Annotated in this window: 24 protein-coding genes; 16 read left to right on the top strand and 8 right to left on the bottom strand. The window is 53.9% G+C overall.

Annotated elements, in window-relative coordinates; all coding sequences use genetic code 11:
* The 3 genes from A3GO_RS0114810 to A3GO_RS0114800 all read left to right on the top strand — a co-directional run.
* Window positions 1-635, top strand: a 635-nt coding sequence (locus A3GO_RS0114810) for an electron transfer flavoprotein subunit alpha/FixB family protein (RefSeq protein WP_029134061.1), incomplete at its 5' end; no start/stop codon positions are given.
* Window positions 636-716: 81 nt separating this feature from the next.
* Entirely contained in the window at window positions 717-1292 is a 576-nt protein-coding gene (locus tag A3GO_RS0114805; RefSeq protein WP_051302381.1) for a chalcone isomerase family protein, read from the top strand.
* A 202-nt stretch (window positions 1293-1494) separates the two neighbouring features.
* Window positions 1495-2202 carry a DUF3581 family protein gene (locus tag A3GO_RS0114800; protein WP_029134059.1) on the top strand — a complete coding sequence of 236 codons (708 nt, stop codon included), beginning with the start codon at window positions 1495-1497 and terminating at the stop codon, window positions 2200-2202.
* A 142-nt stretch (window positions 2203-2344) separates the two neighbouring features.
* On the opposite strand, the gene A3GO_RS0114795 is transcribed toward A3GO_RS0114800, so the two are convergent.
* Window positions 2345-2656 (bottom strand): hypothetical protein, encoded by a 312-nt coding sequence (locus A3GO_RS0114795; RefSeq protein WP_029134058.1) that lies wholly within the window; start codon window positions 2654-2656, stop codon window positions 2345-2347.
* A gap of 325 nt (window positions 2657-2981) precedes the next feature.
* Here A3GO_RS0114795 and ubiM point away from each other — a divergent pair, with 325 nt between their 5' ends.
* Window positions 2982-4184 (top strand): 5-demethoxyubiquinol-8 5-hydroxylase UbiM, encoded by a 1203-nt coding sequence (gene ubiM, locus A3GO_RS24045; RefSeq protein WP_051302393.1) that lies wholly within the window; start codon window positions 2982-2984, stop codon window positions 4182-4184.
* An 8-nt stretch (window positions 4185-4192) separates the two neighbouring features.
* Here ubiM and A3GO_RS0114785 read toward each other — a convergent pair whose 3' ends face one another.
* The 3 genes from A3GO_RS0114785 to A3GO_RS0114775 all read right to left on the bottom strand — a co-directional run bounded on the left by A3GO_RS0114785 (window position 4193) and on the right by A3GO_RS0114775 (window position 7837).
* A complete protein-coding gene (locus A3GO_RS0114785) occupies window positions 4193-4906 on the bottom strand; it encodes a DUF599 domain-containing protein (RefSeq protein ID WP_029134057.1) in 714 nt (237 codons plus the stop codon).
* A 141-nt stretch (window positions 4907-5047) separates the two neighbouring features.
* The gene (locus A3GO_RS0114780; protein WP_029134056.1) at window positions 5048-6856 is read right to left on the bottom strand and encodes an AMP-dependent synthetase/ligase; all 1809 of its coding nucleotides are present in this window, start codon (window positions 6854-6856) and stop codon (window positions 5048-5050) included.
* 267 nt (window positions 6857-7123) lie between these two features.
* Window positions 7124-7837, bottom strand: a complete 714-nt coding sequence (locus A3GO_RS0114775) for a TetR/AcrR family transcriptional regulator (protein WP_051302379.1) — start codon at window positions 7835-7837, stop codon at window positions 7124-7126.
* A gap of 157 nt (window positions 7838-7994) precedes the next feature.
* Here A3GO_RS0114775 and A3GO_RS0114770 point away from each other — a divergent pair, with 157 nt between their 5' ends.
* From A3GO_RS0114770 to A3GO_RS0114760, 3 genes are all read left to right on the top strand, one after another.
* Complete coding sequence (locus A3GO_RS0114770; protein WP_245621745.1) at window positions 7995-8258, top strand: sulfurtransferase TusA family protein; 264 nt, start codon at window positions 7995-7997, stop codon at window positions 8256-8258.
* A gap of 81 nt (window positions 8259-8339) precedes the next feature.
* On the top strand, window positions 8340-8969 hold the full coding sequence (locus tag A3GO_RS0114765) for an MBL fold metallo-hydrolase (RefSeq protein ID WP_029134053.1): 630 nt from the start codon (window positions 8340-8342) through the stop codon (window positions 8967-8969).
* Window positions 8970-8980: 11 nt separating this feature from the next.
* Window positions 8981-9454, top strand: coding sequence for a hemerythrin domain-containing protein (locus A3GO_RS0114760; RefSeq protein WP_029134052.1), 474 nt, complete (start codon window positions 8981-8983; stop codon window positions 9452-9454).
* Window positions 9455-9474: 20 nt separating this feature from the next.
* On the opposite strand, the gene A3GO_RS0114755 is transcribed toward A3GO_RS0114760, so the two are convergent.
* Window positions 9475-10668, bottom strand: a complete 1194-nt coding sequence (locus A3GO_RS0114755; RefSeq protein WP_037375524.1) for an aminotransferase-like domain-containing protein — start codon at window positions 10666-10668, stop codon at window positions 9475-9477.
* A 108-nt stretch (window positions 10669-10776) separates the two neighbouring features.
* Between A3GO_RS0114755 and A3GO_RS0114750 the strand changes: the two genes are divergently transcribed.
* Together A3GO_RS0114750 and A3GO_RS25425 are read left to right on the top strand one after the other, a co-directional pair.
* Complete coding sequence (locus A3GO_RS0114750; RefSeq protein ID WP_029134050.1) at window positions 10777-11721, top strand: AraC family transcriptional regulator; 945 nt, start codon at window positions 10777-10779, stop codon at window positions 11719-11721.
* Window positions 11722-11862: 141 nt separating this feature from the next.
* The gene (locus A3GO_RS25425) at window positions 11863-13221 is read left to right on the top strand and encodes a sensor domain-containing diguanylate cyclase (RefSeq protein WP_084610115.1); all 1359 of its coding nucleotides are present in this window, start codon (window positions 11863-11865) and stop codon (window positions 13219-13221) included.
* A 4-nt stretch (window positions 13222-13225) separates the two neighbouring features.
* Here A3GO_RS25425 and rarD read toward each other — a convergent pair whose 3' ends face one another.
* Both rarD and A3GO_RS0114735 read right to left on the bottom strand, forming a co-directional pair.
* Entirely contained in the window at window positions 13226-14155 is a 930-nt protein-coding gene (rarD, locus tag A3GO_RS24035) for an EamA family transporter RarD (RefSeq protein WP_037375522.1), read from the bottom strand.
* A gap of 149 nt (window positions 14156-14304) precedes the next feature.
* A complete protein-coding gene (locus tag A3GO_RS0114735) occupies window positions 14305-14772 on the bottom strand; it encodes an Lrp/AsnC family transcriptional regulator (protein WP_037375521.1) in 468 nt (155 codons plus the stop codon).
* 160 nt (window positions 14773-14932) lie between these two features.
* Between A3GO_RS0114735 and A3GO_RS0114730 the strand changes: the two genes are divergently transcribed.
* The 7 genes from A3GO_RS0114730 to A3GO_RS0114700 all read left to right on the top strand — a co-directional run bounded on the left by A3GO_RS0114730 (window position 14933) and on the right by A3GO_RS0114700 (window position 21980).
* On the top strand, window positions 14933-15898 hold the full coding sequence (locus A3GO_RS0114730) for a hypothetical protein (protein ID WP_029134048.1): 966 nt from the start codon (window positions 14933-14935) through the stop codon (window positions 15896-15898).
* Window positions 15895-16161, top strand: a complete 267-nt coding sequence (locus A3GO_RS0114725; RefSeq protein WP_029134047.1) for an EamA family transporter — start codon at window positions 15895-15897, stop codon at window positions 16159-16161. Before A3GO_RS0114730 ends, A3GO_RS0114725 begins: the two co-directional genes overlap by 4 nt.
* 137 nt (window positions 16162-16298) lie before the next feature.
* The gene (locus A3GO_RS0114720; RefSeq protein WP_029134046.1) at window positions 16299-18113 is read left to right on the top strand and encodes a GGDEF domain-containing protein; all 1815 of its coding nucleotides are present in this window, start codon (window positions 16299-16301) and stop codon (window positions 18111-18113) included.
* Window positions 18114-18270: 157 nt separating this feature from the next.
* Complete coding sequence (locus A3GO_RS0114715; protein ID WP_051302373.1) at window positions 18271-19911, top strand: response regulator; 1641 nt, start codon at window positions 18271-18273, stop codon at window positions 19909-19911.
* Entirely contained in the window at window positions 19908-20576 is a 669-nt protein-coding gene (locus A3GO_RS0114710; protein WP_029134044.1) for a sensor histidine kinase, read from the top strand. The genes A3GO_RS0114715 and A3GO_RS0114710 overlap by 4 nt, the downstream gene beginning before the upstream one ends.
* A gap of 180 nt (window positions 20577-20756) precedes the next feature.
* Window positions 20757-21077: a quaternary ammonium compound efflux SMR transporter SugE gene (gene sugE, locus A3GO_RS0114705; protein WP_029134043.1), complete on the top strand. Its 321-nt coding sequence runs from the start codon at window positions 20757-20759 to the stop codon at window positions 21075-21077.
* A 129-nt stretch (window positions 21078-21206) separates the two neighbouring features.
* Window positions 21207-21980, top strand: coding sequence for a sulfite exporter TauE/SafE family protein (locus A3GO_RS0114700; protein WP_029134042.1), 774 nt, complete (start codon window positions 21207-21209; stop codon window positions 21978-21980).
* A gap of 44 nt (window positions 21981-22024) precedes the next feature.
* Here the strand turns inward: A3GO_RS0114700 and A3GO_RS0114695 are convergent, their stop codons facing one another.
* Complete coding sequence (locus A3GO_RS0114695) at window positions 22025-22264, bottom strand: DUF6489 family protein (protein WP_029134041.1); 240 nt, start codon at window positions 22262-22264, stop codon at window positions 22025-22027.
* Between the last annotated feature and the right edge of the window lie 59 nt (window positions 22265-22323).

Here is a 22323-nt window from a genome sequence, read left to right as displayed (position 1 = left end):
TCCTGCCGCGGGTGGCGGCGCTGCTGGATGTGGCGCAGCTGTCGGATATTACGGCGATCGAGAGTGCCGACACCTTTGTGCGGCCGATCTATGCGGGCAANGCGCTGGCGACGGTGCAGAGCAGTGACCGGATCAAGCTGATCACGGTGCGGGGAACGGCATTTGATGCGGCCGGAGAGGGCGGCAGTGCGACGCTCGAGAACATCCCGGCGGGTGAGGGCTATGGTCAATCGAGNTATGTGGGTGCNGAGCTGACGAAATCGGAGCGGCCGGAGCTGACGAGTGCGAAGATNGTGGTCTCGGGCGGTCGGGGCATGGGCAGTGGCGAGAACTTCAAGCTGATCGAGGCGGTGGCGGACAAGCTGAACGCGGCGATAGGCGCGTCACGTGCGGCGGTGGATGCGGGCTATGTGCCGAATGACTACCAAGTTGGGCAGACGGGCAAGATCGTGGCGCCGGAGCTGTACATAGCGGTGGGCATCTCGGGGGCGATCCAGCACCTGGCGGGGATGAAGGAGAGCAAGGTGATCGTGGCGATCAACAAGGACGAGGAGGCGCCGATCTTCCAGGTGGCCGACTACGGTCTGGTAGCGGACCTGTTCCAGGCCCTGCCGGAGTTGGTGGATCAATTGTAACCGCTCCAACGGTGGGGCAAGAAGGGGGCAACTAACCAGAATCTGTTTGAAAGTGAAGCGTACTGTGGCCAGGAGAAGCCAATGAAAAAGATGCTAAGAGGTGTGTTCGGATTACTCTGTCTGCTCACGATTTTTCCCTTGGGCGCGGCAGAGCTCGCCAAGGTGACTATACCCGATCGGATCACCCTGGACGGGAGTGACGATGCGCTGGTATTGAATGGGGCGGGTATACGCTACAAGTTCATTTTCAAGATCTATATCGGAGCACTCTATCTGCCGGAGAAAACATCGGCGTCCGAGGAGATCATCAACTCTACCGGTCCAAAGCGGATCCTGATGCATTTTCTCTACGATAAGGTTGAGAAACAGGATCTGGACAAGGCTTGGCGAGAGGGTTTTTTGGCCAACCAGGATGAGCAGGCCATGGCCCAACTGGATCAGCGGATAAACCGGTTTTCAGCGCTGTTCACTGATGCGGTCAGAGGGGATGAAATCTGGCTCGACAATATCCCTGATGCCGGAACCCGGGTGTATATCAATGGTGAATTGAAGGACACCATACCCGGGAGTGATTTCTATCCGGCGCTGCTAAGTATTTGGATAGGCAGCGATCCGGTCACAACCGCTTTAAAGCGCGCCATGTTGGGGCAGGAGTAGCTAGACCGGCGAAACTGACGCGTTTGATGGGTTCACTCAATCCCCCGGCTATGGGGGATCTTTCTACCTGTTTTTTGACCCAATCCCCACTTTTCAGTCTGGTTGGCGGTTGCGGTCGCCGCCATATCGCATGAAATTACTGATTTAATTCGAACACCTGATATGATGCGGCACGAAACCTATAGAATACCGGGCAGAAAAAATGGTTTTAACCGACTACTTTACGGAAGATGGTGATGGTCTTCGGTTTACCCGACAGCAGGCCAGTCGATTTGCAAAAGAGATTGCGGATGATTTCAATCCCTTGCACCACCAGGATGCAAAGTTGTTTTGCGTGCCTGGGGATCTCTTGTTCGCAGTGACGCTGGCCAGATATGGTTTAAGCCAGCAGATGTGCTTCACTTTTTCCGGCATGGTGAGTGACGGGATAAACTTGCACTATCAGGAACTGAATGAGAGTGAGCTTGTTCTGGTAGACGAACAGAAGAAAAACTGTCTCGAGATTGAGCGTCATGGGCATATATCCCATGACGCCGGTCTGATCAACGACTTTACCCACCGCTACGTGGAGTTTTCGGGGAAGAACTTCCTGAATGTACTGGTACCCCTGATGTCACGGGAAGGGGTAATGATTAATCCGGACAGACCGTTGGTGATCTATCAGCAGATGTCTATTGATTTGCAATGTTTGGATATTGAGAAGCCTTCCCTGGAGTTGACGGATACGGTTATTGAGGTGGATGGAAAAAAGGGGGACGTACGTATGCTGTTTTGCCTGAAGTCAGCCAACGAGATTGTTGGGGAAGGCGAAAAGCGTATGGCATTAAGAGGTTTAAGGAATTTTGAGCAGACCGGTATGAACCGCATGGTTGAATCTTATGTTGGTTACCGCAGGGCACATACGGCCTGAGATGCTGTGTTGTTTGCCGGCGTCACCGCCCCTTTAGAATCGATTGCAAAACACCGTCCATTCCCGCCCGTTCCAGATAATCAAACCCCTGCACAACTACTTTCGCTGATACCCCGCCAAAAGGTTGTACCGGTATCCGGTATCAAACAAAAAACAGTAATGAGAGTAGGGCGCCAAGTCCGATAAGCACGTAGGAGGCAGGGGATATACCCTGGTCTTTTAAGCGCATTCCGATGAAGCCTTCAAACCGGTCTTTGGTTACGATACTGAGAACCCCTAACAGGATAAAAAAAGTTCCAGTGTAAGCCCCTATCTGTTTTAGTATGCTGAGTTTTTCATCGCTTACCCCGCTAACGCCTCCGCCTATGGTGGCAAATTTATTCGCCAACGATACTTCCGGTAGGATTAGAGCAGCGATCGACACAAAAAGTAGTGTGATGACAGGTTTATTCATGCCGGTTTTATCCAGTGCCTCAGATACATAGCTCGAAATTGGGGGTGTCGCAGGTAGATGTATAGCACGAATTAGAATTGCCCTCAATCCAGAAAGGTTTATCGGTTGATTACCAGTGTTGGATAACAGACCGGCGCTGTGGTTACTTTAAGAACCTAATAATCTTAAGGTTTTTGGATTCACCCAAGCCACTGTTGATGGACAGTTGTAAACGTTATGATGGGTGTCAATTCAGCTTGTGAACTTATGGGCCGGTGAGAACAGGGTGCTCCGGGTACAATATCTCAGTCAGGGCATGTTGCGAAGCTGGTCTATTGAGGGTTTTATGAAGTATGACATTGTAATTATAGGTGGTGGACCGGCGGGTCTCAGTTTTGCCCGTTCTCTCAAGGACAGTGGGTTGCGCGCGCTGATTATTGAACGGTCCGGGATCACTGACCTGGAATCGCCGGCAATGGATGGAAGGGAGATCGCGTTAACCCATTTGTCGAAAAAAATCCTTACCGAGATGGGGGCGTTGGCGCGTATTCCACAGAATGAAATTGCCCCGATCAGACAGGCCAGGGTGATTAATGGAAACTCATCCTACTGTCTGGAAATTGACAGCAGGAAGGAGGATGTGGATGCGCTCGGTTATCTGGTACCGAATTATCTGATCCGGAAGGCATTGTATGAAGAGGTGGTCACCAGTGAAAATGTTGAAGTGCTTACCGGTACCACGGTTCTTGACGTTCAAATAGTGCCGCAGCAGGCGACGGTGGCACTCTCCAATGGTGATTCGATTGTTGCTTCATTGGTGGTGGCTGCTGACAGCCGATTTTCTGAAACCCGGCGCAAGGCAGGCATCTCTGCATCCATGCAGGATTTTGGGCGGGTGGCCATTGTCAGTCGCATGGCCCATGAAAAACCCCATGATCAGATTGCCTACGAGTGTTTCCATTATGGGCGGACATTGGCTGTGTTGCCGTTGAATGGCAATATCTCCTCCACCGTGGTGACGGTTTCATCGGACGTCGCCAGTCAGATCCAGGCGCTTGGTGATGAAGCCTATGCGGCGGAGGTACAGGCTCAATTCAATCATCGGCTGGGCGATATGCGACTGGTGGGAAAGCGGCATGCCTACCCGCTGGTGGCCGTGCACGCCAACAAGTTCGTCAAGTCACGTTATGCCCTGATTGGTGATGCGGCGGTTGGAATGCATCCGGTCACGGCCCACGGCTTTAATCTGGGCCTGCGTGGACAGGATACCTTGTTCAGGGTGATCAGGGCGGCCCAGCTACAGGGCCAGGACATCGGTGCCCTCGATGTGCTGGAAAAATACCAGAGCAAACAGATGCGCGTCTCCTGGCCACTATATACTGGCACCAATGAAATCGTCAGTCTCTATACCAACGATTCGGTGCCGGCGAAAATTCTGCGTGGTCTGGTGTTGCGCTTGAGTAACAATTTTCCGCCGGTCAAGCAGATGATCAGCAAAAAACTGACCGAACTTGGTGGCCATGAGGAGGCTGGTCTGCCATTTCTATAATCGTTCGGCTATTCAGCACGACTGATGATCAGCTCTTCCAGCGTTCTGGATTTGAACTCGCGTCGATAAAGCACCCAGACAATGCCACTGCTCAATGCAATGAACAGCCACGGGTTGATGAACCAGCCGAGTACCGCCAGACTGAAATAGTAGGTGCGTAGTCCCAGGTTGAAGTTGTTTGCCGCCAGTGACGCAACATGGGCGATGCGGATGGCGAAGGCCTTGCGTTCACGCCCGGAGACCTGGGCATCCATGGTGGGTGCACCACCCAGCATTACCGCACAGAAACCGTATTGCCGAAGGCTCCAGGTGAACTTGAAAAAGGCATACATAAACAGGCCGACAAGCAGTAGCAGCTTGATCTCCCATTCCGAACGGCTGGCGTCAATGGCAAAGGGCACATCGGCTACCATGTCGATGACCTTGTCAGTGGATCCCATAACGGTAACCAATCCGGCCAGTATCAGCATGGTGGATGAGGCAAAAAATGCCACACTGCGCTCCAGGTTGGCCAATGCCGTGGTGTCCGCTACCCGTACATCCCGAGTCAACATCTGCTCCATCCACGCCTGGCGATACTGGTGCAGCACACTGGAGAGGCAATGCGTGGTGCGAGCCATGCGTTGTGAGTAGATCATGTAGCCGTAGAAGCAGACCATGAACCAGACAAAGGCGACGATGCTCTCCCAATGTGTTTGGGCGAATTTAGCGATTTCATTCATAGGTATGCGGCCGTTTTGTGCTGTGGGATTGGAACAGCGCCAACTATAGCAGGGCCCGGGAGGTTAAATCATGATGTTCTGGGGTTGGGCGAGGTAAGGCATGGCGCCCTGAATGGTCAGGTCACCATGCCTTGCGCCGGGTTAATGCCCGTCATAGATGTCTCGGATGAGTTCGTCGCAGTGTTCGATAATCAACTTTCGCTTGGTTTTCAGCGTAGGGGTCAGATAGCCGTTCTCCACACTCCAGGATTCCCCCAACAGCACCGCCTTGCGTATCTGTGCATAGCCAGGAAATTCGCGCAACTGCTCACTGATCCGCCGATAGACATGGTCCATTACCTTTTTGTCCTGTAGTGAGGCGGAATTTTCGGGATCTAGACCCAGTCCTTCTGCCAGACTTTTCCAGTGTCCCGGTTCCGGAACGATCAATGCTGACAGGAAGGGGCGGCCCTCGCCGATGATTAGAACCTGCTCAAACAGGGCGTCCATGGCAAGGGCGATCTCCATGTCGGCGGGCGATACCTTTTCACCATTTGCCAACACGATAATGTCCTTGATCCGCCCGGTAATATAGACGTGCCCGGTGGAGTCGATTCTGGCCACATCTCCCGTGTGAAGCCAGCCCTCCTCATCAATGACCCGGGCGGTCTCCTGTGGATTGTTCCAGAAGCCGAGCATCACGGCATCACCCCTTGCCAACAGTTCCCCATTCTCGGCTACTGATAGTTGGGTGCCGGGAAGCGCAAGACCCACGCTTTCGGGAACATTGTCATCGATACGGTTCACCGCCAATACAGGACTGGTTTCGGTCAGGCCGTATCCCTGTAATACCGGTACCCCAAGTGCCAGGAAGGTACGAGCCACATCCGGCGGCAGCGGGGCGCCGCCGCTGATGGCGGTGCGCAGGCGGCCGCCCAGTTTTTCCGTGACCTTGCTGGCTACCAGTTTGTTCAGCAGTGGCCAGAGGAGCAGCGACGGTGACCAGCTTCCTCTTCCCTGCTGGTGCTCAAAACGTTTCCAGCCGACATTGACCGCCAGGTTGAACAGCTTGCGCGCAATTGGGGGTTTCTCATCCAGCCCCTCCTGAATCTTGGCATAAATACGCTCATAGATACGTGGCACACTGATCATGAAGGTGGGGCGAATGCTCAGCAGGTCCTCGGCCAACAGCAGAATGGAACGTGCATAGGCCACGGTGATGCCGGCCATCAGCGGGAGGTAATAACCGCCGGTTCGTTCCAGCATGTGTGAAAGTGGCAGGAATGAGAGCATGATGTCATTGTCATTGACGGTGGTGGTCTGTAATGCTTCGTAGGTGTTGCTAAGGATGTTGTGATGACTCAGCATCACACCCTTTGGATGGCCTGTGGTTCCCGAGGTATAGACGATGGAGCAGAGGCTGTGTGGATCGAGATCGTTGACCATCTGGTACTCTCCGGCGGTTGCCGGCAGCCACTTTTCCAGGTGTCGGATTCGATCATCATGTGCCATGCCATCCAGTGACTCCAGGGAGACGATACGCTGAATGGTCGGCAGTTCATCCCTGACCGGTTGCAGGCTTTTCCACTGCTCCTGGCCGTGGATAACCAGCAGCTTGATTGCCGACGCTTCGGCAATATAGGCTACGTTTCCACCGCGGTCGTTATAAAACAGGGGAACGCTGACCAGGCCGAGGCCCAGGGCGGCCTGATCGAACATGACCCATTCGCGACGGTTGGGCATCATAATGCCCACCCGGTCCCCGCGTTTCAGACCCTCCTGCAAAAATGCCGTCTGCCAGCGGGCGGTTTCGCTGCGCATTTCCGACCAGGTACTGTTTTTCCAAGTGGCCTGCTCCGGGTCGTAGTAACGATAGGCAATTCGGTCGGGGGTACGACTGGTGCGCTCCTTAAACAGTCCTGCCAATGTGATGGCCTCGTCCAGGGAGATGATTTCCTGGTTGGCTTTCATAATGCTCTCCTCTCTTGAGGCTGGCTGGTATCACCTTGTTAATTCGGTGTGATGCACAGCCAGCTTCATTGCAACCTGGGTGGTCGATTTTCCCGGTTGTCGTGGCGGGGGGGCTTTATCACCTGCTGCGCCGGGCGAATAAAAATTCAGATTATTGTTTTTTATAGCATGGTGTCGGTACCAGTGCCGGTTTGTTGTTTGATATTCCATCGGGTGGTTGATGTGTACTCCTATCGTTCGATTTATCTGGTTCGGGTTTGATATGTCTTAGTTTGAATGGTCTGGCAGGGCCGAAGGGGCACTGAGCCCTCCTTTCAAGAAGGGTAGTAGACGCTGAATAATGCCTTCAATATCTGCCGGATCACAGTAGCGGCAGGACTCGATCATCTCCAATGCATCGGTCCCTGCCAGGGTGAATGCGATGGTGCCAATGACAAAGTGAACACGCCAGGATAGTTCCTCCTGGGAGAGATCCGGGAGCGCTTTGGCCAAGGCATTGCGATAACGCTTTTTTACCTCGTCATACATCAGCGGCAGGAAATCGTGCACCTCCGGTCCCGGTTCTGCATGTGTTCTTCCCAGTAATCGGATGAAATTGATGCCTCCCTGTTTGGGGTTCATGCTTGCCTTCAGCGCCGGTTCTACAAAGGACCTCAGGATGTCATCCAGTTCCAGAGGAGTATCACCCGCCTTCCGCTCCAGTGATTCGAGCGCCCGAATACGCTCGCTGTTCATCGGCGCAACACGTCGCTGAAAAACTGCCTGATAGAGCTGAGCCTTGGATCCGAAATGGTAGTTGACCGCGGCCAGATTGACATTGGCCCGGGATGTGATGGTTCGCATGGAGGTGGCGGAGTAGCCCTTTTCGGCAAATATCTCCTCGGCGACGTCGAGTATTCTGTCTTTCGTATCCAGAGGAACTTTCAGATCACGGGTACCGATGTCGTATGTGGCAATGTCATTTGCTCTGAATGGGTTCATTGGCCCATGCTACTCTTTTAATTCTACTACCTTGGCGTTTCAGTTAAACGTTCGTTTTATTTTTTGTCAAGCCTATTTTTTCCCGCTAAGCTGTCAGTAGATTATTACCGTGCCCGAATTCTTAATGTATCTGATCAGATGATCCCGGGAGGTTGTGTTGGCTGAGACTATTGAAGCACTCAAGTGCGACCGGCAGTTGGATGTCAGCGGGCTTATCTGCCCGTTACCGGTACTGAAGACCAAGGCGACACTCTCCCACATGGCGGTAGGCGAGGTGTTAAAGGTGACGGTCACCCATCCTGATTCACGCCGGGAATTTCCGGTGCTCTGCCGTCTTCCTGAATTCGAGCTGTTGGAGAGCAGGGAGGAGGACGGGCATTTTCTCTACTGGATTAAAAAAGTGTCCGGCCGAACGGTCTGATCCAGTTCCCGGAATGGGCACATGCCGGCAAAGTTCCGGTATACTCACCCATCTTGTCAACCGATCAGAAAATGGTTTCGTATGAAATTTACTGTGATTCCTGTTACTCCATTTGAGCAGAACTGTACACTGGTTACCTGTGAAGAGACCCGGCGGGCAGCTGTTGTAGACCCCGGGGGTGATATTGAGCGTATCCTGCAGGAGGCGGAAGCCCAAGGGTTGACCCTTGAAAAAATCCTGATCACTCATGCCCACATTGATCATGCCGGCGCCGCGGGGGAGTTATCCAGGCGACTCGGGATACCCATTGAGGGACCGCACCGGGAAGATAAGTTCTGGATTGATGATCTCTCTGAACAGGCAAAGATGTTTGGCTTCCCGCCTGCGGAAAGTTTTGAGCCGGAGCGTTGGCTGAACCAGGGGGATGTGGTTCAGATCGGCAATCAGCAACTCGAGGTACGACACTGCCCGGGACATACTCCGGGGCATGTGGTTTTCTTCAATCCCGCTGAGAAAGTCGCCATTGTGGGCGATGTGCTGTTCAATGGATCAATCGGCCGAACCGATTTTCCCAAGGGGGATCATGCCACGCTGTTGCGTTCCATTCGTGAACAGTTGTGGAGTATGGGCGATGATGTGGAGTTTATTTCCGGACATGGGCCGGTCTCCACCATTGGCCATGAACGGGCCACCAACCCCTTCCTGAACTGAGTGGTGGTGCGGTGAAGCGCAGTGAACAGCTTAAAAAACTCTCCTGGGAGCATCACGACGCGCTGAAGTTTGCGCGACGAATCAAGAAAGGTATGAACAATGGCACAACACCGGAGCGGATAGCCCGTTACGTGATCTTCATTGTTGAGACGCTGTTGCAGCCCCATTTCAAGTTGGAAGAAGAGTCACTGATCAAGCGCCTGAGCAGTGCTCAGGCGCAGGACATTGTCGTTACCCAGGTTATTGCTGACCATCGGGAGTTCAATCGGCTTGTGGCGGCGATAAAGGACGGGGAAGGGGACCTTGGACGGCTACTTGAGTCCTTTATCGATCTGCTGAAAAGTCATGTGAAATGGGAAGAGCAGCGATTCTTCCCTTATTGTGAACGGGTGCTGTCGGATACCGACCTCGATCAGATCCGCGTTGAGCTGGATCAGGGACATCTGCCGGATGAGGTTACCTGGGATGAACCGTTCTGGGCTTGAGCCACTCAGCATCAGGGCGGTTAGTAGGCCAGGGCTGAGGCGGTGTTCTCCCGTCGGCTGCTGTCATTGATCAGTGTGGCCAGACGTCTGATTCCCTCCTCAATCATCGCGCTACTGCTATTGGAAAAATTCAGGCGCATGCTGTTGTCCGATTCGCCATTGACATAGAACGCCTCGCCGGGAACAAAGGCGACCCCCTCGGCGACGGCGGCCCGGAACAGTTCCAGCGTGCTTTCATTACTGGTCAACGTGGCCCAGATGAACATGCCACCCCGGGGCTTGGTGAAATGCAGGCTGTCGGACAGGTTGCGGGTAAGCGCCGTTGCCATCGCTTCCAGTCGCTCGCCGTAGGCGCTGCGGATCTGCTCCAGATGGGGTTCAAGGGCGCCGCTTTGCAGGAAACTCAGCACCAGTTGCTGGTCATAGCCACTGGAGTGCAGGTCGGCCGCCTGTTTCAGCTTCTCTACCACCTTGATGACCTCGCGGGGTGCGCTGATCCAGCCCATTCGCAGGGCCGGGGCAATGATCTTGGAAAAAGATCCGAAATGGATCACCCGCTCCGGCAGCAATGACTGCAATGAGGGCAGGGGATCGCCTGAATAGCGCAGCGCGGAGTAGGGGGCGTCTTCCAGAATCCAGAAATTATACCGCTCAGCCAAGGCCGTGAGGCCTTTTCTGCGCTCCAGCGAGTAGCTCGCACCGGTTGGATTCTGGAAATCGGTAACCGTATAAAAACAGCGAATCGGTTCCCGCTGGACTATGGCTTCCAGGGCTTCCAGGTCGGGGCCCTGCTCATCGGAGGGTATGGAGATCAGGGTTGCCTGATTGGCCCTCAATACTTGCAGCGCCCCCAGATAGGTCGGAGCCTCGACCAGTACCTTGTCGCCCGGGTCGATCAGACAGCGTACCACCAGGTCCAGCCCCTGTTGCGAGCCGGTGGTGATAATGATCTGTTCCGCATGCACCTCAGGATCGGCCAATTGCTCGGCAATGTGGCGGCGAAGCGGAAGCAGTCCCGGGGTCTCACTGTATTGGTAGAGTCGGTTGCCCAGTTGTTGTTGCATGCGCATGGAGGCCTGCTGCAGGGCGGCCACCGGAAACAGTTCTGGATCCGGCAGACCGCCGGCAAAGGAGATCATGTCCGGCTGTTGGGTGACCGCCAGGATATCGCGTATGAAGGAGCTGTTCAGGTTTATTGTGCGCTGTGCAAACATCCACCTAATTCCTGTTGTTTTAATATACCGCCAGCATAAGGCAAACCGATCAGGCTAATTTTGATGGTATGGGGTAATTCTTTTGTCTAAATGTGCTATTTTTTTGCCATGAGCTTGCGCCGGAACACCGCCTATGAACATCAGACCCGTATAAACGAGGCGCTTTACCGCATCCATGCGAAACTTTCGGATTCTCTGGAAATTAGTGGACTGGCTCAAAGTGCCTGCTACTCCCCCTACCATTTTCAACGTATTTTCAAACAGATCACCGGGGAGAGCGTGCATGACTATATCCGGCGCTGCCGTCTTGAATGGGCGGCCAATTTACTGATTTATAACCCGAACATGGCCATAGTCGACATCGCGGCAGAGTGCGGCTTTCACTCCAATGCGGCGTTCAACCATGCCTTCAAATCCTGCTTCAACTGTTCCCCCACGCTGTGGCGCCGTGAAGGCTACGAAACCAGAAGCCGGACATTGAAAACAGCCTGGTCTGCATCCGCGATGAATCCGCACCGCCAGTATTATCGGGATACCCTGGATAGCCACAACCAGTCTGTTCAGCGACAAGTAGAGATTAAACGCCTGCCGAGTCAGCCGGTTGCCTATATACGGCATGTCGGTTATGACCAGCGTATCAGTGAGGTATGGGCCCGCCTGCTGGATTGGGGAGGTGCCCACGGGGTCGATGTGAAAGCCCAGCAGATGATTGCACTCCACCACAGTAATCCGGATCTGATTCCGTTCGATCAATGCCGCTATGTCGCTTGTCTGACCCTGCCGAAACGTATCTATCCCGGGGATGGTGTCGGGGTGATGGAGATACCCGGTGGTCTGCACGCCTGTTGTCAGGCGGGAGGCATGTTCGGGGACCTGCTCTACCTGATGCGTGACCTCTATATGCACTGGTTGCCGGCCAGTGATTATCAGGCTCGGAGCATCCCGCCACACGCCCTTTACCACGACAATCATTTCATTAATCAAAGCGGCCGTTTCAGCCTGGAATTTCGCATTCCGGTGGCCAGGAATGCTGCCGGCCCCGACCGTTTTTAAGTCTGACAAATATCATCATAATCAATGGTTTAATTGTGCGGTTGGCTACTGTTTCCGCCGCTCACTGACCCATGTCACAAACTGTGCCGGAAGCGGTTGGAATCTCTGGACAACATAATTTCCCGATCTTATGCTGAAGGCATGATGAGATCCCTTAACGCCTTGTTGCTTAGTGTGATTCTCTTCCTCCTTTCCGGCGGCATGGCTGCATTTGTTCTTGTTCCTCAGGAACAGTGGGTCCACATCCCGTTGCACGTTTTTGGTGAAACACTGGGTGCCTTTACCGCGTTGTTGATTGCGGCGTTGATTATCATGTTGAGGGTGTACGAGCGGCTCCCCGCGCGCTATATCTGGATTGTGGCCGCACTTGTGGGTATGGGAGTGCTGGATGGTTTTCACGCCTTGTCGGAGAGTCCGCAACATTTTGTCTGGTTTCACTCCATTGCAATGCTAACGGGTGGCCTGATGGCTGCCCTGATATGGTTGCCCGAGTCGATGGCCCGACAGGCGTCCGGTTATCGTCTGCCATTGCTGGTAATCGCCCTGGCGATGCTGATTGGTGCCGGCACACTGATTCATGACCCCGTGCTGCCAATGCTGACCGAGGATAACCGGTTTACCCTGCAGGCAAACCTTATCAATAGCGTAGCGGGAGTACTGTTTCTGGTTGCTGCGGCCAATTTCTTCTGTGTGAATTGTGGTGAAAACAATAAGGACAGCACGATTTTTGCCAGTCATTACCTGCTGCTTGGTGTTTCCGGGCTGATGTTTCAGTTTTCCGTGCTGTGGGATGTCACTTGGTGGCATTGGCATCTGTTACGCTTCGCCGCTTATATTATGGTGCTTCTTTATCTCTTTCTGCTCTCCCGATCGGAAGAGCGGCAACTGCATGTACTCAATACCGAGCTGGAGGCGCGGGTCGATCGGCGTACCAGTCAGCTGAACAACCAACTCAAAGCGCGCAAACAAATTGAGAAAAGGCTTAAGCATCAGGCGACACATGATCCGCTGACCGGACTCTATAATCGCAACGCGCTGGAGCGGCGGATTACCGATGATATTGAACGCGCCACCCGCTACAAACATTCGCTCTCGATCTTTATGGTGGATATCGATCACTTCAAGGAGGTCAATGATCAATATGGTCATGCCAATGGCGACCGGGTGCTGCGCAGTATTGCCTTTGAGCTTGAGCGATCGTTACGAAAGACGGACTACGTGGCCAGATTCGGCGGTGAAGAGTTTCTGGTGGTTCTGCCGGAGACGCCACTGGCCATGGCGGTCGATCTGGGTGAACGGTTACTGAGGCTGGTGGCAAACCATCAGATCAAGCTGGGGGATGATTCGGTGAGTCTGACCGTCAGTATTGGTGTGGCCAGCTTTCCGGAGATTGCCAGCGACTGGCATGCGTTGCTGGATGCGGCGGATATGGCCATGTATCAGGCAAAGCATGATGGACGTAATTGCCTGCGAACCGCCAGGGCTCCGGTAGATTCATAGATCATCAGGGCATACCGGTCAGCTTTCTGGCGAGCGACTCACGTTTCATCCGGTTTCTCGAATCCAGGGTAAAGATTGCCAGACCCGCCCAGATCAGGATAAAGGTATTCAGATGATGTGCCGAGAAGGGCTCGTTGAACAGAAACACTGCCAATAGAAACTGACAAGTGGGATTGAGATACTGCAACAGGCCCACCGTGCCCAGACGCAGTCGCTTCGATGCCGACGTGAACAGTATCAGGGGCAGGGCAGTCATCAGACCGGAGCCAATCAGCAACAGGTCAAAGCCGATTTCCCGACTGCCAAACACCAGCGTCTCCTGGTGATTGAGAAACAGCAGATAAACCAGTGCCAGGGGGGCCAGGAACAGGCACTCCATGGTCAGTCCCACCAACGCATTGACGGCCACTTTCTTGCGCACCAGGCTATAGAAACCGAACGAAATGGCCAGTAACAGGGCGATCCAGGGTAGCTGCCGGATGGCGACCAGCAGATTCAGCACGCCCAGGCAGACCAGCAGCAGTGAAATGATCTGGTTCCGGTTCAGCCGTTCATCAAGAAACAGCCGCCCCAGCAGCACCATGACAATCGGCATAATGAAATAGCCCATGCTGGCTTCCAGTGCCTTGCCGTTGTTGACCGCCCAGATGAAGCCGAGCCAGTTAACCGAGACCAACAGAGAGCTGAGCAACAGAATTAACTGGATTTTATAATCGCGGAATAGCGAGATGAATACCCGGATCTGCCCACTGAAACCGACCATCAACAGGGTAAACAGCAGCGACCAGATGGCACGATGGGCAATGATCTCAAGGGCTGGCGCCTCGCCGATGGCCCGGTAGTAGAGTGGTGACAAGCCCCAGATAATAAAGGCACCCAAGGCGCTCAGGACGCCGACTTTTACTTCACGATCTGACTCTGTTGGCTGGTTCATGGATGACGGTGATTCCGGGCAAATTTTCCGTTACGGATGCGACAGTAAGCCAAAGGGCGGGTGGACCCAATCCCTGAGTCGGGGTGCGAGGGCAGGAACCTGTCGGACTCAACGCCGTCTGGCTGCAAACGGTCAAGCCCGACAGACTCCTAGAGTTTAACTGCAGTCTCGAATTTTACCCGATCGAGTGAAATCAGACTGCGAAATTTTCGCAGATTCGATTGCTTGTATAACACCTTTTGGGTGAAGGCGTCATAGGCCTGCATGTCGGGCACCGAGACCACCAGAATGAAATCGACCTCACCGGTTACCGCGTAACATTGGGTGACCTCCGGGGAAGCCTGGATCGCTTTGCGGAACTGGGCTGACAGTTCCAGATGATCGCGCTCCATCTCCACTTCCACAATGATATTTATGTTGTGTCCGGCTATCTGGGGGTCAATCAGGGAGACATCCGACATGATGACGCCCTCGGCACGCAGACGATTCACCCGACGCAGGCAGGCGGGAGGCGATAACCCGACCTGCTCAGCAAGGTTCAGGTTGCTGATTTTATTGTCCTTTTGTAACTGATTGAGGATGCGGCGATCGATTCGGTCCAGTTTCCGGGTTTTCATAATTAATAAAATTATTAAATCAATATTTAATATGAAATATTAAGTGCAAATCGTATATAAATTCAAAATTAAATTAACTCAAATATGGCTTTTAAAAAACTATGATTTCTCACTTTTGGTTACAATATTTCATCGAAAGAATCCATTTGAGAGCAAGCATGTGAAACAGTGGTTCAGGGAACTGTTGCTGGAGATCTATCAGGTGGCCAGCACGCTGTTCAAAATCATGATACCGGCGATGTTGCTGGTGAAACTTCTAGAGGAACTGGGGGGCGTTGAGATTATTGCCGCCCTGCTTGGCCCGGTTATGGTGCTGGTCGGACTGCCCGAGTCAATGGCGCTGGTCTGGGCCACCACCCTGCTGACCAACATCTACACCGGTATGGTGATCTTCTTCAATCAGGCTCCGCTTGAACAGTTGAGCGTGGCCCAGGTGACGGTTCTGGGCACCATGATGCTGATCGCCCACACCCTGCCGATCGAGGCTCGCATCGCCCAGAAGGCCGGGGTGAGGCTGGGGGTCACCTTGTTGATACGACTGCTCAGCGCCGTGTTGCTCGGTTTCGTATTGCACCATCTCTATGCCTGGGGTGGGTGGCTGCAGCAGCCCAGTCAAATGATCTGGCAGCCGGGTGAGGTACCGGCCGGCCTGATCGCCTGGGGGGTTGTCCAGCTTAAAAGTCTCGGCGTGATCCTGGTGATTATCTCGCTGCTTTTGACCACCTTGAAGCTGTTGCGTCTGCTGGGTATTGAGCGTTTGCTCCAATGGCTGTTACAGCCGATGCTGAGAATGTTGGGCATCGGTCGCGCTGCCACCACTATCACCATCGTTGGCTTTACCCTGGGTCTTGCCTTCGGTGGCGGACTGCTGATCAAGGAGGCGCAGGCCGGGCATGTGCCCTATAGAGATGTGTTCAGTGCCATGACCCTGCTGGCACTCTGTCATAGCATGATTGAAGACACCTTGCTAATACTATTGCTGGGCGCGGATATCAGCGGCATTTTCTGGATGCGTCTGGTCTACGGATTTGTTGCCGTGGCGCTGATCAGTCGGCTAATGGAGTCAAGCAGCGAACGCTTTCATCGTCGCTATCTGATCCATTCCCCGGAGACGGCAGGATCATGAGCCAACCTGCAAGCAGCGAAAACAGTCTGCGAGCCGGACTGATGACGACGCTTCCTCTGGTCTGTTTTGCCGCAGCGGCCAACCGTTTGCCCCTCAGCGGGATCGGCGTCCTGCATTATCTGGCACCCAGCATCGCGTTTCTCCTGGCGATCTATGTCTATAATGAGCCGTTTGGCAGTCACCAAATGGCTACCCTCGGATTCGTCTGGCTGGCCTTGGCGCTATCCTCATGGGAGGGATGGCGACACCAGCGAAAAACGTAGCCCGCACCTGCAGGGGGGAGCTTCCTTCCCGGGTACAATTCGTTGGTTAAAAATGGCGTCGTTGTGCGCCATTTTTTTATTAAACTCACCACCCAGTGCTGCCGATAGGGTTATAGCGATAACGATAAGGAGAAGTAATGGTTCAATCGGATGGTGAGTGGAAGAAGAAGTATTTCGACAGTCTGGGGGATCTGGAACGCAAGGAGAAACACTGGCAGTCGGTTGAATCAACGCTCAGACGCTGTATTTCCCGACTCTCCTTTGTTGGGGATGGAATGACTCCGCAACTGGATGATCGCTTGGAGCAGTTGCGCAACCGGGTACGGGGCGAGCAGGATACCCGTGCGCTGTTACGTCTGGTGGAGGATATCGCCGGTCGAGCCGGCCAAGTGAATGCCACACAGAATGGAGTGGCGGCATCCGCATCGGCTGAGTCGTTCTTGTCCCAGCTTCTCGAAGAAGCAACCCTGCCCAAAGCACTTGCCAAACGGGCATCCAAGCTCATCCGTGAACTCAAGCGGTCTCCCGCACCACCTGAATCGGTAAAGGCCGCCAAGGCGTTGCTTTTGGAGGCGCTGCAGACAGCGACGACCGGGAAACCGGGGCTGATGGGTAAACTGTTTGCCAAGGATAAAGAGAGCAGTAGCCAGGCAGATACAAAATCCAGGCCTGCCGGGATGTCCCTCGTGGATGGACTGCCGGAAGCACGGGATGTTTTTGTCTCCCTGGTTGATCAGCTTGCGTCTGCCGGTTGCGGACCGCTGAAATTGCGCAAGCTTGCGGATCAGGCGGGTCGGGCAGAGAATCAGCAGGCGCTTGATGATCTGGTCACGGAACTGGTCAAAGTGCTGTCCGATGCCGGGGAGACTGCAGTTCAAGTGGCCGCCTCCCTCCCACCGGTTGACCAGGTGCTGTTGCAACTGGTGCAGCGCATGGATATTTCAACGGATCAGGAATCGAGGGTTCAGGCGCTTAAAACCCGCCTGTCGGGTGGCATTGCCGAAGTGGATATTCCGCCGATTCTGACCGAACTATTGCAGCTGTTCGAGCATGCCAGGATTCAGGCTGAAGAGGAGCGCCAGGAGGTGGAGCGTTTCCTGTTGCAGATGACTGAGCAGCTACAGAAGCTCGATCAGGAAGTAAACGGCATCGGTTCCGTCGGCACTCAACTGGCGGACGGACAACGTCGCATGGACAGCGAGATGCAGAGTCAGGTCTCCCATTTGCACGCGACTGTCCAGCAGGCCACGGATCTGGATGAGTTGAAGTCGACAATTGCCGAACGTCTGAATCTGATCCAGGACCGGCTGCGTGGGCACAAAAATGAAACCGAGCAGCTGGTACAGGGTTTTGAACAGCGTATCGATCTGCTGACTACCCGGCTGGGTGATATGGAACAGGAGACCGCCACGCTGCGGGAGCACGTGGAGCAGGCCAGAGTCGAGGCATTTACCGATGCCCTGACCGGACTGAATAATCGTCATGCGTTCGATTGCCGTCTGGAGGAGGAGTATGCGCGCTGGAATCGTTATGAATATCCGTTGAGCATGATCGTTGTCGATGTGGATCATTTCAAGAAAGTGAATGATACCTACGGCCATCTGGCGGGGGACAAGGTATTGCACGTGATTGGCGCGCACCTCAGGCGGGCAACTCGAAAGGTTGATTTTCCCGCCCGCTACGGCGGTGAGGAGTTTGTGATACTGTTGCCGGAGGTGGATCTGCAAGGGGCCAGAACCGTAGCTGAAAAAATTCGTCAGGCCGTGGAAGAGAAGCCATTTCATTCGGGTGAGAGTCGGGTCAATATCACCGTCTCCTGCGGCGTGGCTTCATTCCGCAAGGGAGATGGCCGTAAAACCCCGTTCGAGAGGGCGGATGAAGCACTCTATCTGGCCAAGCGGGAGGGACGGAACCGCTGCCGCACCGAGGAACAGATAGAACTACAGGCATGACTCTGTCAATGGGATCGCTCATTCGTGCCCACATAGTCAAGTCCGGCACTGGGAGTTTGTCGGGCTTTTCCGCAGTAAGTCCGTGTTAAGTCCGACAGACTCCTAGGCTGAAGGCGAATGTTATTATCTGGGGTACGAGTGGTATGAGAAGAGTCGAATGGCATCGAAAATAGAGCAGTTAAGTTTTTTGATCGTGGATGACTATGGCGATATGCGCGGCGTTTTGCGCAACATGCTGCAGTCATTTGGGGTAACGGATATCGACTCGGTCGCCAATGGACGCGAGGCTATCTCGCATATTGAGTCCAAGCGCTATGATGTCATCCTGTGTGATTACAATCTGGGCGAGGGCCGGGACGGACAGCAGGTTCTGGAGGAAATACGCGCCAGGAAACTGATCGGTGTCAGTTCGATCTTTGTTATGATCACTGCCGAGAATACCCGTCTGATGGTCATGGGCGCCGTGGAGTACGAGCCGGATTCATATCTGACCAAGCCCTTCACCAAGGATCTGCTGGCGCAACGGATTGAACGGTTGCTGAACAAAAAGGCCGACCTGCTGGAGATAGAACAGGCTATTGATCGGCGCGAATACGAACTGGCCAATGATCTGTTGGACAGGCGTATTGCCGAAAACCCAAGAAATCTCAACGAATTTGTCAAGATCAAGGCTGACCTTGCACTCAAGGCAGGTGCCTACGATCAGGCAGAAGCGATCTATTCCGGCGTGTTGTCTCAACGTGAAATTGCCTGGGCCAGGGTAGGTATCGGAAAGTCCTACTATGGCAACAAGCGATACCAAGAGGCCAAGCAGGTTTTCCAAGGCCTTATCGACGGCAACGAACGTTTTATGGCGGCGTATGACTGGTTGGCCAGGACACACCAGGCCATGGATGAGCCGGAAGAGGCTCAGAAAGTGCTGGAGACAGCTACCGCTCACTCTGCCAAAGCCATTGTGCGGCAACGTGCTCTGGGGGAGCTGGCATTGCGTAATCATGACGAAAAGGTCGCGGAGCGTGCCTTCGGTCAGGCGATTCGCCTTGGTAAACACTCCATCTATAAACACCCCTCCATCTATGCCAATCTGGCCAGGGCCAAGGCGGTTACTGCCAGTGGTGATGCTGCCTTGATGGTGCTGCGTGATCTGAAAAAAGCCTACAAGGGAGATACGGAAGCCAAGCTTTACTCATCCATGACCGAAGCCACCATTCAGGAGGATATGAATAACGGAGCGCGTGCCCGTCAATGTATGATTGAGGCTCATGAGCTCTATAAGGAACTTGGCACCCAGGCTGCACCGGAACTTGCGCTGGATATGGCGCGCACCTGTAACAGGATGGGCGAGACGGAGCGCGCCAGCGAACTGCTTCATCAGGCAGTGAAAAACAATCACTCCGATGAACTGTTTTTGAAAGCGGTGGGCGAGACCATGGGTGACCTCGGCCTCTCCGAAGATCCCGGTGCAATGATTGCCGGAATAAAGAAAGAGATCGTCAGACTGAACAATCGTGGTGTGGAACTGGCCAAACTTGGCAAGCTGGATGAAGCCATGCTGCTGTTTGAAGAGGCGGTAGTGGGTATGCCTGGTAACAAGGTGGTGAATCTCAATGCGGCGCGGATTTTTATGCTGCACATGAATGAGTCCGGCATTGATACCGATCTGCTTGCCAAGGTACGTGAATACCTGGAAAGGGTACGTCAGATGGATTCCGAGGACCGTACCCTGCATAAAATGCAAAGCATGCTGAAGCAGTTGTTAAGGAATTCAGCCAACCCTGAGAAGAGGGAAAATGGATGAAGTTTTATGACGTGCTCGCATCGTTGATTCATGACATGAAGAACTCACTCAGTATGGTGATTCATACCCTTGATGAGATCACTGCCGATGCCGCGGTCGATTTTGATAAGCCGGCACGTATGACCGTGCTGCAAAATGAAGCAAAACGGCTCAATAACAACCTGATCGAACTGCTTACCCTCTACAATATCGAGAATGAACGTATCTCACCCTCCATCGAGGAGGTGGATGTGGCCATTTTTATCGCGGAAATAATGGCAGAGAACCGCTCATCCGCCGAGGCCAATCATATTGAACTTGTCAGTGATTGTGATCCGGAGCTGTTCGGTTATTTTGATGAAAACCTGATCCGCAACGTACTGAACAATCTGGTGGGCAACGGTATCCGCTACACCCGCGACCGGCTGCTGATTTCCGCTGCCCAGGAAGCGGGGTATCTGGTGTTTCGGGTGGAGGATAACGGGAGCGGGTATCCGGAGCAGATGCTGTCAAAACAATCGGCGGAGGATGATCATGGTGCGCTTGCCGAAGGCAGGACCAAGTTGGGCCTCTATTTCGCCACCATGATTGCCGAGATGCATCGCAATGGAGAACAGCAGGGCTTTATCCGTCTGGAGAACAGCCACCAGCTCAGTGGGGGCTGTTTTTCAATCTGGTTGCCTTGAATTTTCTGCCATGCCTGGCGTAGTGGCGTCTGTTATCTCCGCACCAGGTTTTCCGGCTGGAGAGGAAAGCTGGTGAGCAAAGTCTGCTTCAGACGGTAATCAACTACTCTAATGATTCGGGCGTGGCGACTCTTTTTGGTCCCGATCGGGGACGACTCCACCATGCTGAAGGAAAGTTTTATGGCTTGGGTGACACTGGTGATAGCGGGCCTGTTTGAGGTCGGTTGGGCGATAGGTTTGAAGTATACGGAGGGATTCAGCCGGTTTTGGCCAAGCTTCTGGACCGTGCTATCCATGATCATCAGCCTGTGGCTGCTGGGTATCGCCATGCGTACTCTGCCGGTGGGTACCGCATATCCTGTCTGGGTTGGCGTGGGTGCGGTCGGTACCGTGATTCTTGGGATCACCCTCCTGGGCGAACCTGTGAACACTGTTCGCCTGTTCAGCGTGTTGCTGATTATTATCGGGATTGCCGGCCTGAAAATGTCCAGTCTCTCCTGAAGGTTTTTAAAACAGGGTTAATCGAAGATGCGGTACAAAGGGCGACGAAAAAGTGGCCAGGCTGTGTCTGGCGGTCACCGTGTGGAAGCTGATAATCTCTCGGCATCCTGATTTTAACAACGGTTGGCCATGTTATTTGAAGCGCTGTTCCTTTTCCTGGCCGGATTCTTTGGCGGCGTGGTCAACTCCATCGCCGGTGGAGGCAGTTTTATTACCTTTCCGGCTCTGCTGTTTGTCGGGGTTCCGCCGATCAGCGCCAATGCCACCAATACCTTCTCTTCCTGTTCCGGCTATATGAGTGGCGCCTACGCCTTCCGCAACGAGCTGTCCGCGCACCGGAATGAACTGCCGCGATTTATTCTCCTCAGCCTGTTGGGGGGTATTGTCGGTGCCTGGCTACTGTTGCAGACACCGGAGACGCTGTTTCGCGAGGCGATTCCCTGGCTGCTGCTGTTTGCCACGCTGCTTTTTATCTTCGGAGGCTGGATCAACCGGACACTGAAGCGGATGGCCTCTGCTCACCGTCATGCCTCCAGTATCGGTAAACTGCTGCTTCTGCTGTTTCTGCTTGGGATCTGCATCTATGGGGGGTTTTTCAACGCCGGGCTGGGGATCGTTATCCTCAGCTATCTGGCGCTGGCGGGACATACGGATATCAATGCCATGAATGGCCTTAAACTGCTGGTTTCCACTGTAGTCTCACTGATCGCCATAGCGCTGTTTATTTTCGATGGCGTGATCGCCTGGTATGAGGGCACCCTGGTCTTGCTGGGCACTCTGGCCGGCGGTTATGTGGCCGCCCATGCGGCGCGCCGGCTGCCACAGCGGCTGGTTCGGCAGTTCGTCATCCTCGCCAGCGTGCTCATCACCGGCTACTTTTTCTATGATATCTACGGGGCGTGACCCGTGAGTTCACGGGTGGTGCAGCCTAACTGCCATAGGATGGCCTAATCGCTCTTCTTGCTGTAAGCGCTCATCATGCCGGCCACCATCTTCTGGAAGCTTTCCATTGAATTGGCCGACTGGGCAAAGAACGGCTGCATCAGGCTGAGCGGGTCGTAGCCTTCGGCGCCGGCATTCATCTGCTCGCGGATCTTGTCGATCATCTCCTCCTGCAATCCCTGCACATCCGGCCAGCCCATCAGTTTTCGCATCTCTTCCGGTGTCACATCGATGGAGATTTTCATGCTGCCTCCTGATCTATTATGGTTGTCGCATCCACCTGCTATGCTTGCGGGTACGTTAC

Origin of the sequence: Sedimenticola selenatireducens DSM 17993 (assembly GCF_000428045.1) — a bacterium.
GTDB lineage: Bacteria > Pseudomonadota > Gammaproteobacteria > Chromatiales > Chromatiaceae > Sedimenticola > Sedimenticola selenatireducens.
Note: the sequence above shows the minus strand (reverse complement) of the source record. Positions and strands in the feature narration are given on the sequence as shown.

What these genes read in the sequence shown, in the direction of transcription:
- A3GO_RS0114805 (WP_051302381.1), top strand. Translation starts at nt 717, where the DNA reads ATGAAAAAGATGCTAAGAGGTGTGTTCGGATTACTCTGTCTGCTCACG.
- A3GO_RS0114800 (WP_029134059.1), top strand. Translation starts at nt 1,495, where the DNA reads ATGGTTTTAACCGACTACTTTACGGAAGATGGTGATGGTCTTCGGTTT.
- A3GO_RS0114795 (WP_029134058.1), bottom strand. Translation starts at nt 2,656, where the DNA reads ATGAATAAACCTGTCATCACACTACTTTTTGTGTCGATCGCTGCTCTA.
- ubiM (WP_051302393.1), top strand. Translation starts at nt 2,982, where the DNA reads ATGAAGTATGACATTGTAATTATAGGTGGTGGACCGGCGGGTCTCAGT.
- A3GO_RS0114785 (WP_029134057.1), bottom strand. Translation starts at nt 4,906, where the DNA reads ATGAATGAAATCGCTAAATTCGCCCAAACACATTGGGAGAGCATCGTC.
- A3GO_RS0114780 (WP_029134056.1), bottom strand. Translation starts at nt 6,856, where the DNA reads ATGAAAGCCAACCAGGAAATCATCTCCCTGGACGAGGCCATCACATTG.
- A3GO_RS0114775 (WP_051302379.1), bottom strand. Translation starts at nt 7,837, where the DNA reads ATGAACCCATTCAGAGCAAATGACATTGCCACATACGACATCGGTACC.
- A3GO_RS0114765 (WP_029134053.1), top strand. Translation starts at nt 8,340, where the DNA reads ATGAAATTTACTGTGATTCCTGTTACTCCATTTGAGCAGAACTGTACA.
- A3GO_RS0114755 (WP_037375524.1), bottom strand. Translation starts at nt 10,668, where the DNA reads ATGTTTGCACAGCGCACAATAAACCTGAACAGCTCCTTCATACGCGAT.
- A3GO_RS0114750 (WP_029134050.1), top strand. Translation starts at nt 10,777, where the DNA reads ATGAGCTTGCGCCGGAACACCGCCTATGAACATCAGACCCGTATAAAC.
- A3GO_RS25425 (WP_084610115.1), top strand. Translation starts at nt 11,863, where the DNA reads ATGATGAGATCCCTTAACGCCTTGTTGCTTAGTGTGATTCTCTTCCTC.
- rarD (WP_037375522.1), bottom strand. Translation starts at nt 14,155, where the DNA reads ATGAACCAGCCAACAGAGTCAGATCGTGAAGTAAAAGTCGGCGTCCTG.
- A3GO_RS0114735 (WP_037375521.1), bottom strand. Translation starts at nt 14,772, where the DNA reads ATGAAAACCCGGAAACTGGACCGAATCGATCGCCGCATCCTCAATCAG.
- A3GO_RS0114725 (WP_029134047.1), top strand. Translation starts at nt 15,895, where the DNA reads ATGAGCCAACCTGCAAGCAGCGAAAACAGTCTGCGAGCCGGACTGATG.
- A3GO_RS0114720 (WP_029134046.1), top strand. Translation starts at nt 16,299, where the DNA reads ATGGTTCAATCGGATGGTGAGTGGAAGAAGAAGTATTTCGACAGTCTG.
- A3GO_RS0114715 (WP_051302373.1), top strand. Translation starts at nt 18,271, where the DNA reads ATGGCATCGAAAATAGAGCAGTTAAGTTTTTTGATCGTGGATGACTAT.
- A3GO_RS0114710 (WP_029134044.1), top strand. Translation starts at nt 19,908, where the DNA reads ATGAAGTTTTATGACGTGCTCGCATCGTTGATTCATGACATGAAGAAC.
- sugE (WP_029134043.1), top strand. Translation starts at nt 20,757, where the DNA reads ATGGCTTGGGTGACACTGGTGATAGCGGGCCTGTTTGAGGTCGGTTGG.
- A3GO_RS0114700 (WP_029134042.1), top strand. Translation starts at nt 21,207, where the DNA reads ATGTTATTTGAAGCGCTGTTCCTTTTCCTGGCCGGATTCTTTGGCGGC.
- A3GO_RS0114695 (WP_029134041.1), bottom strand. Translation starts at nt 22,264, where the DNA reads ATGAAAATCTCCATCGATGTGACACCGGAAGAGATGCGAAAACTGATG.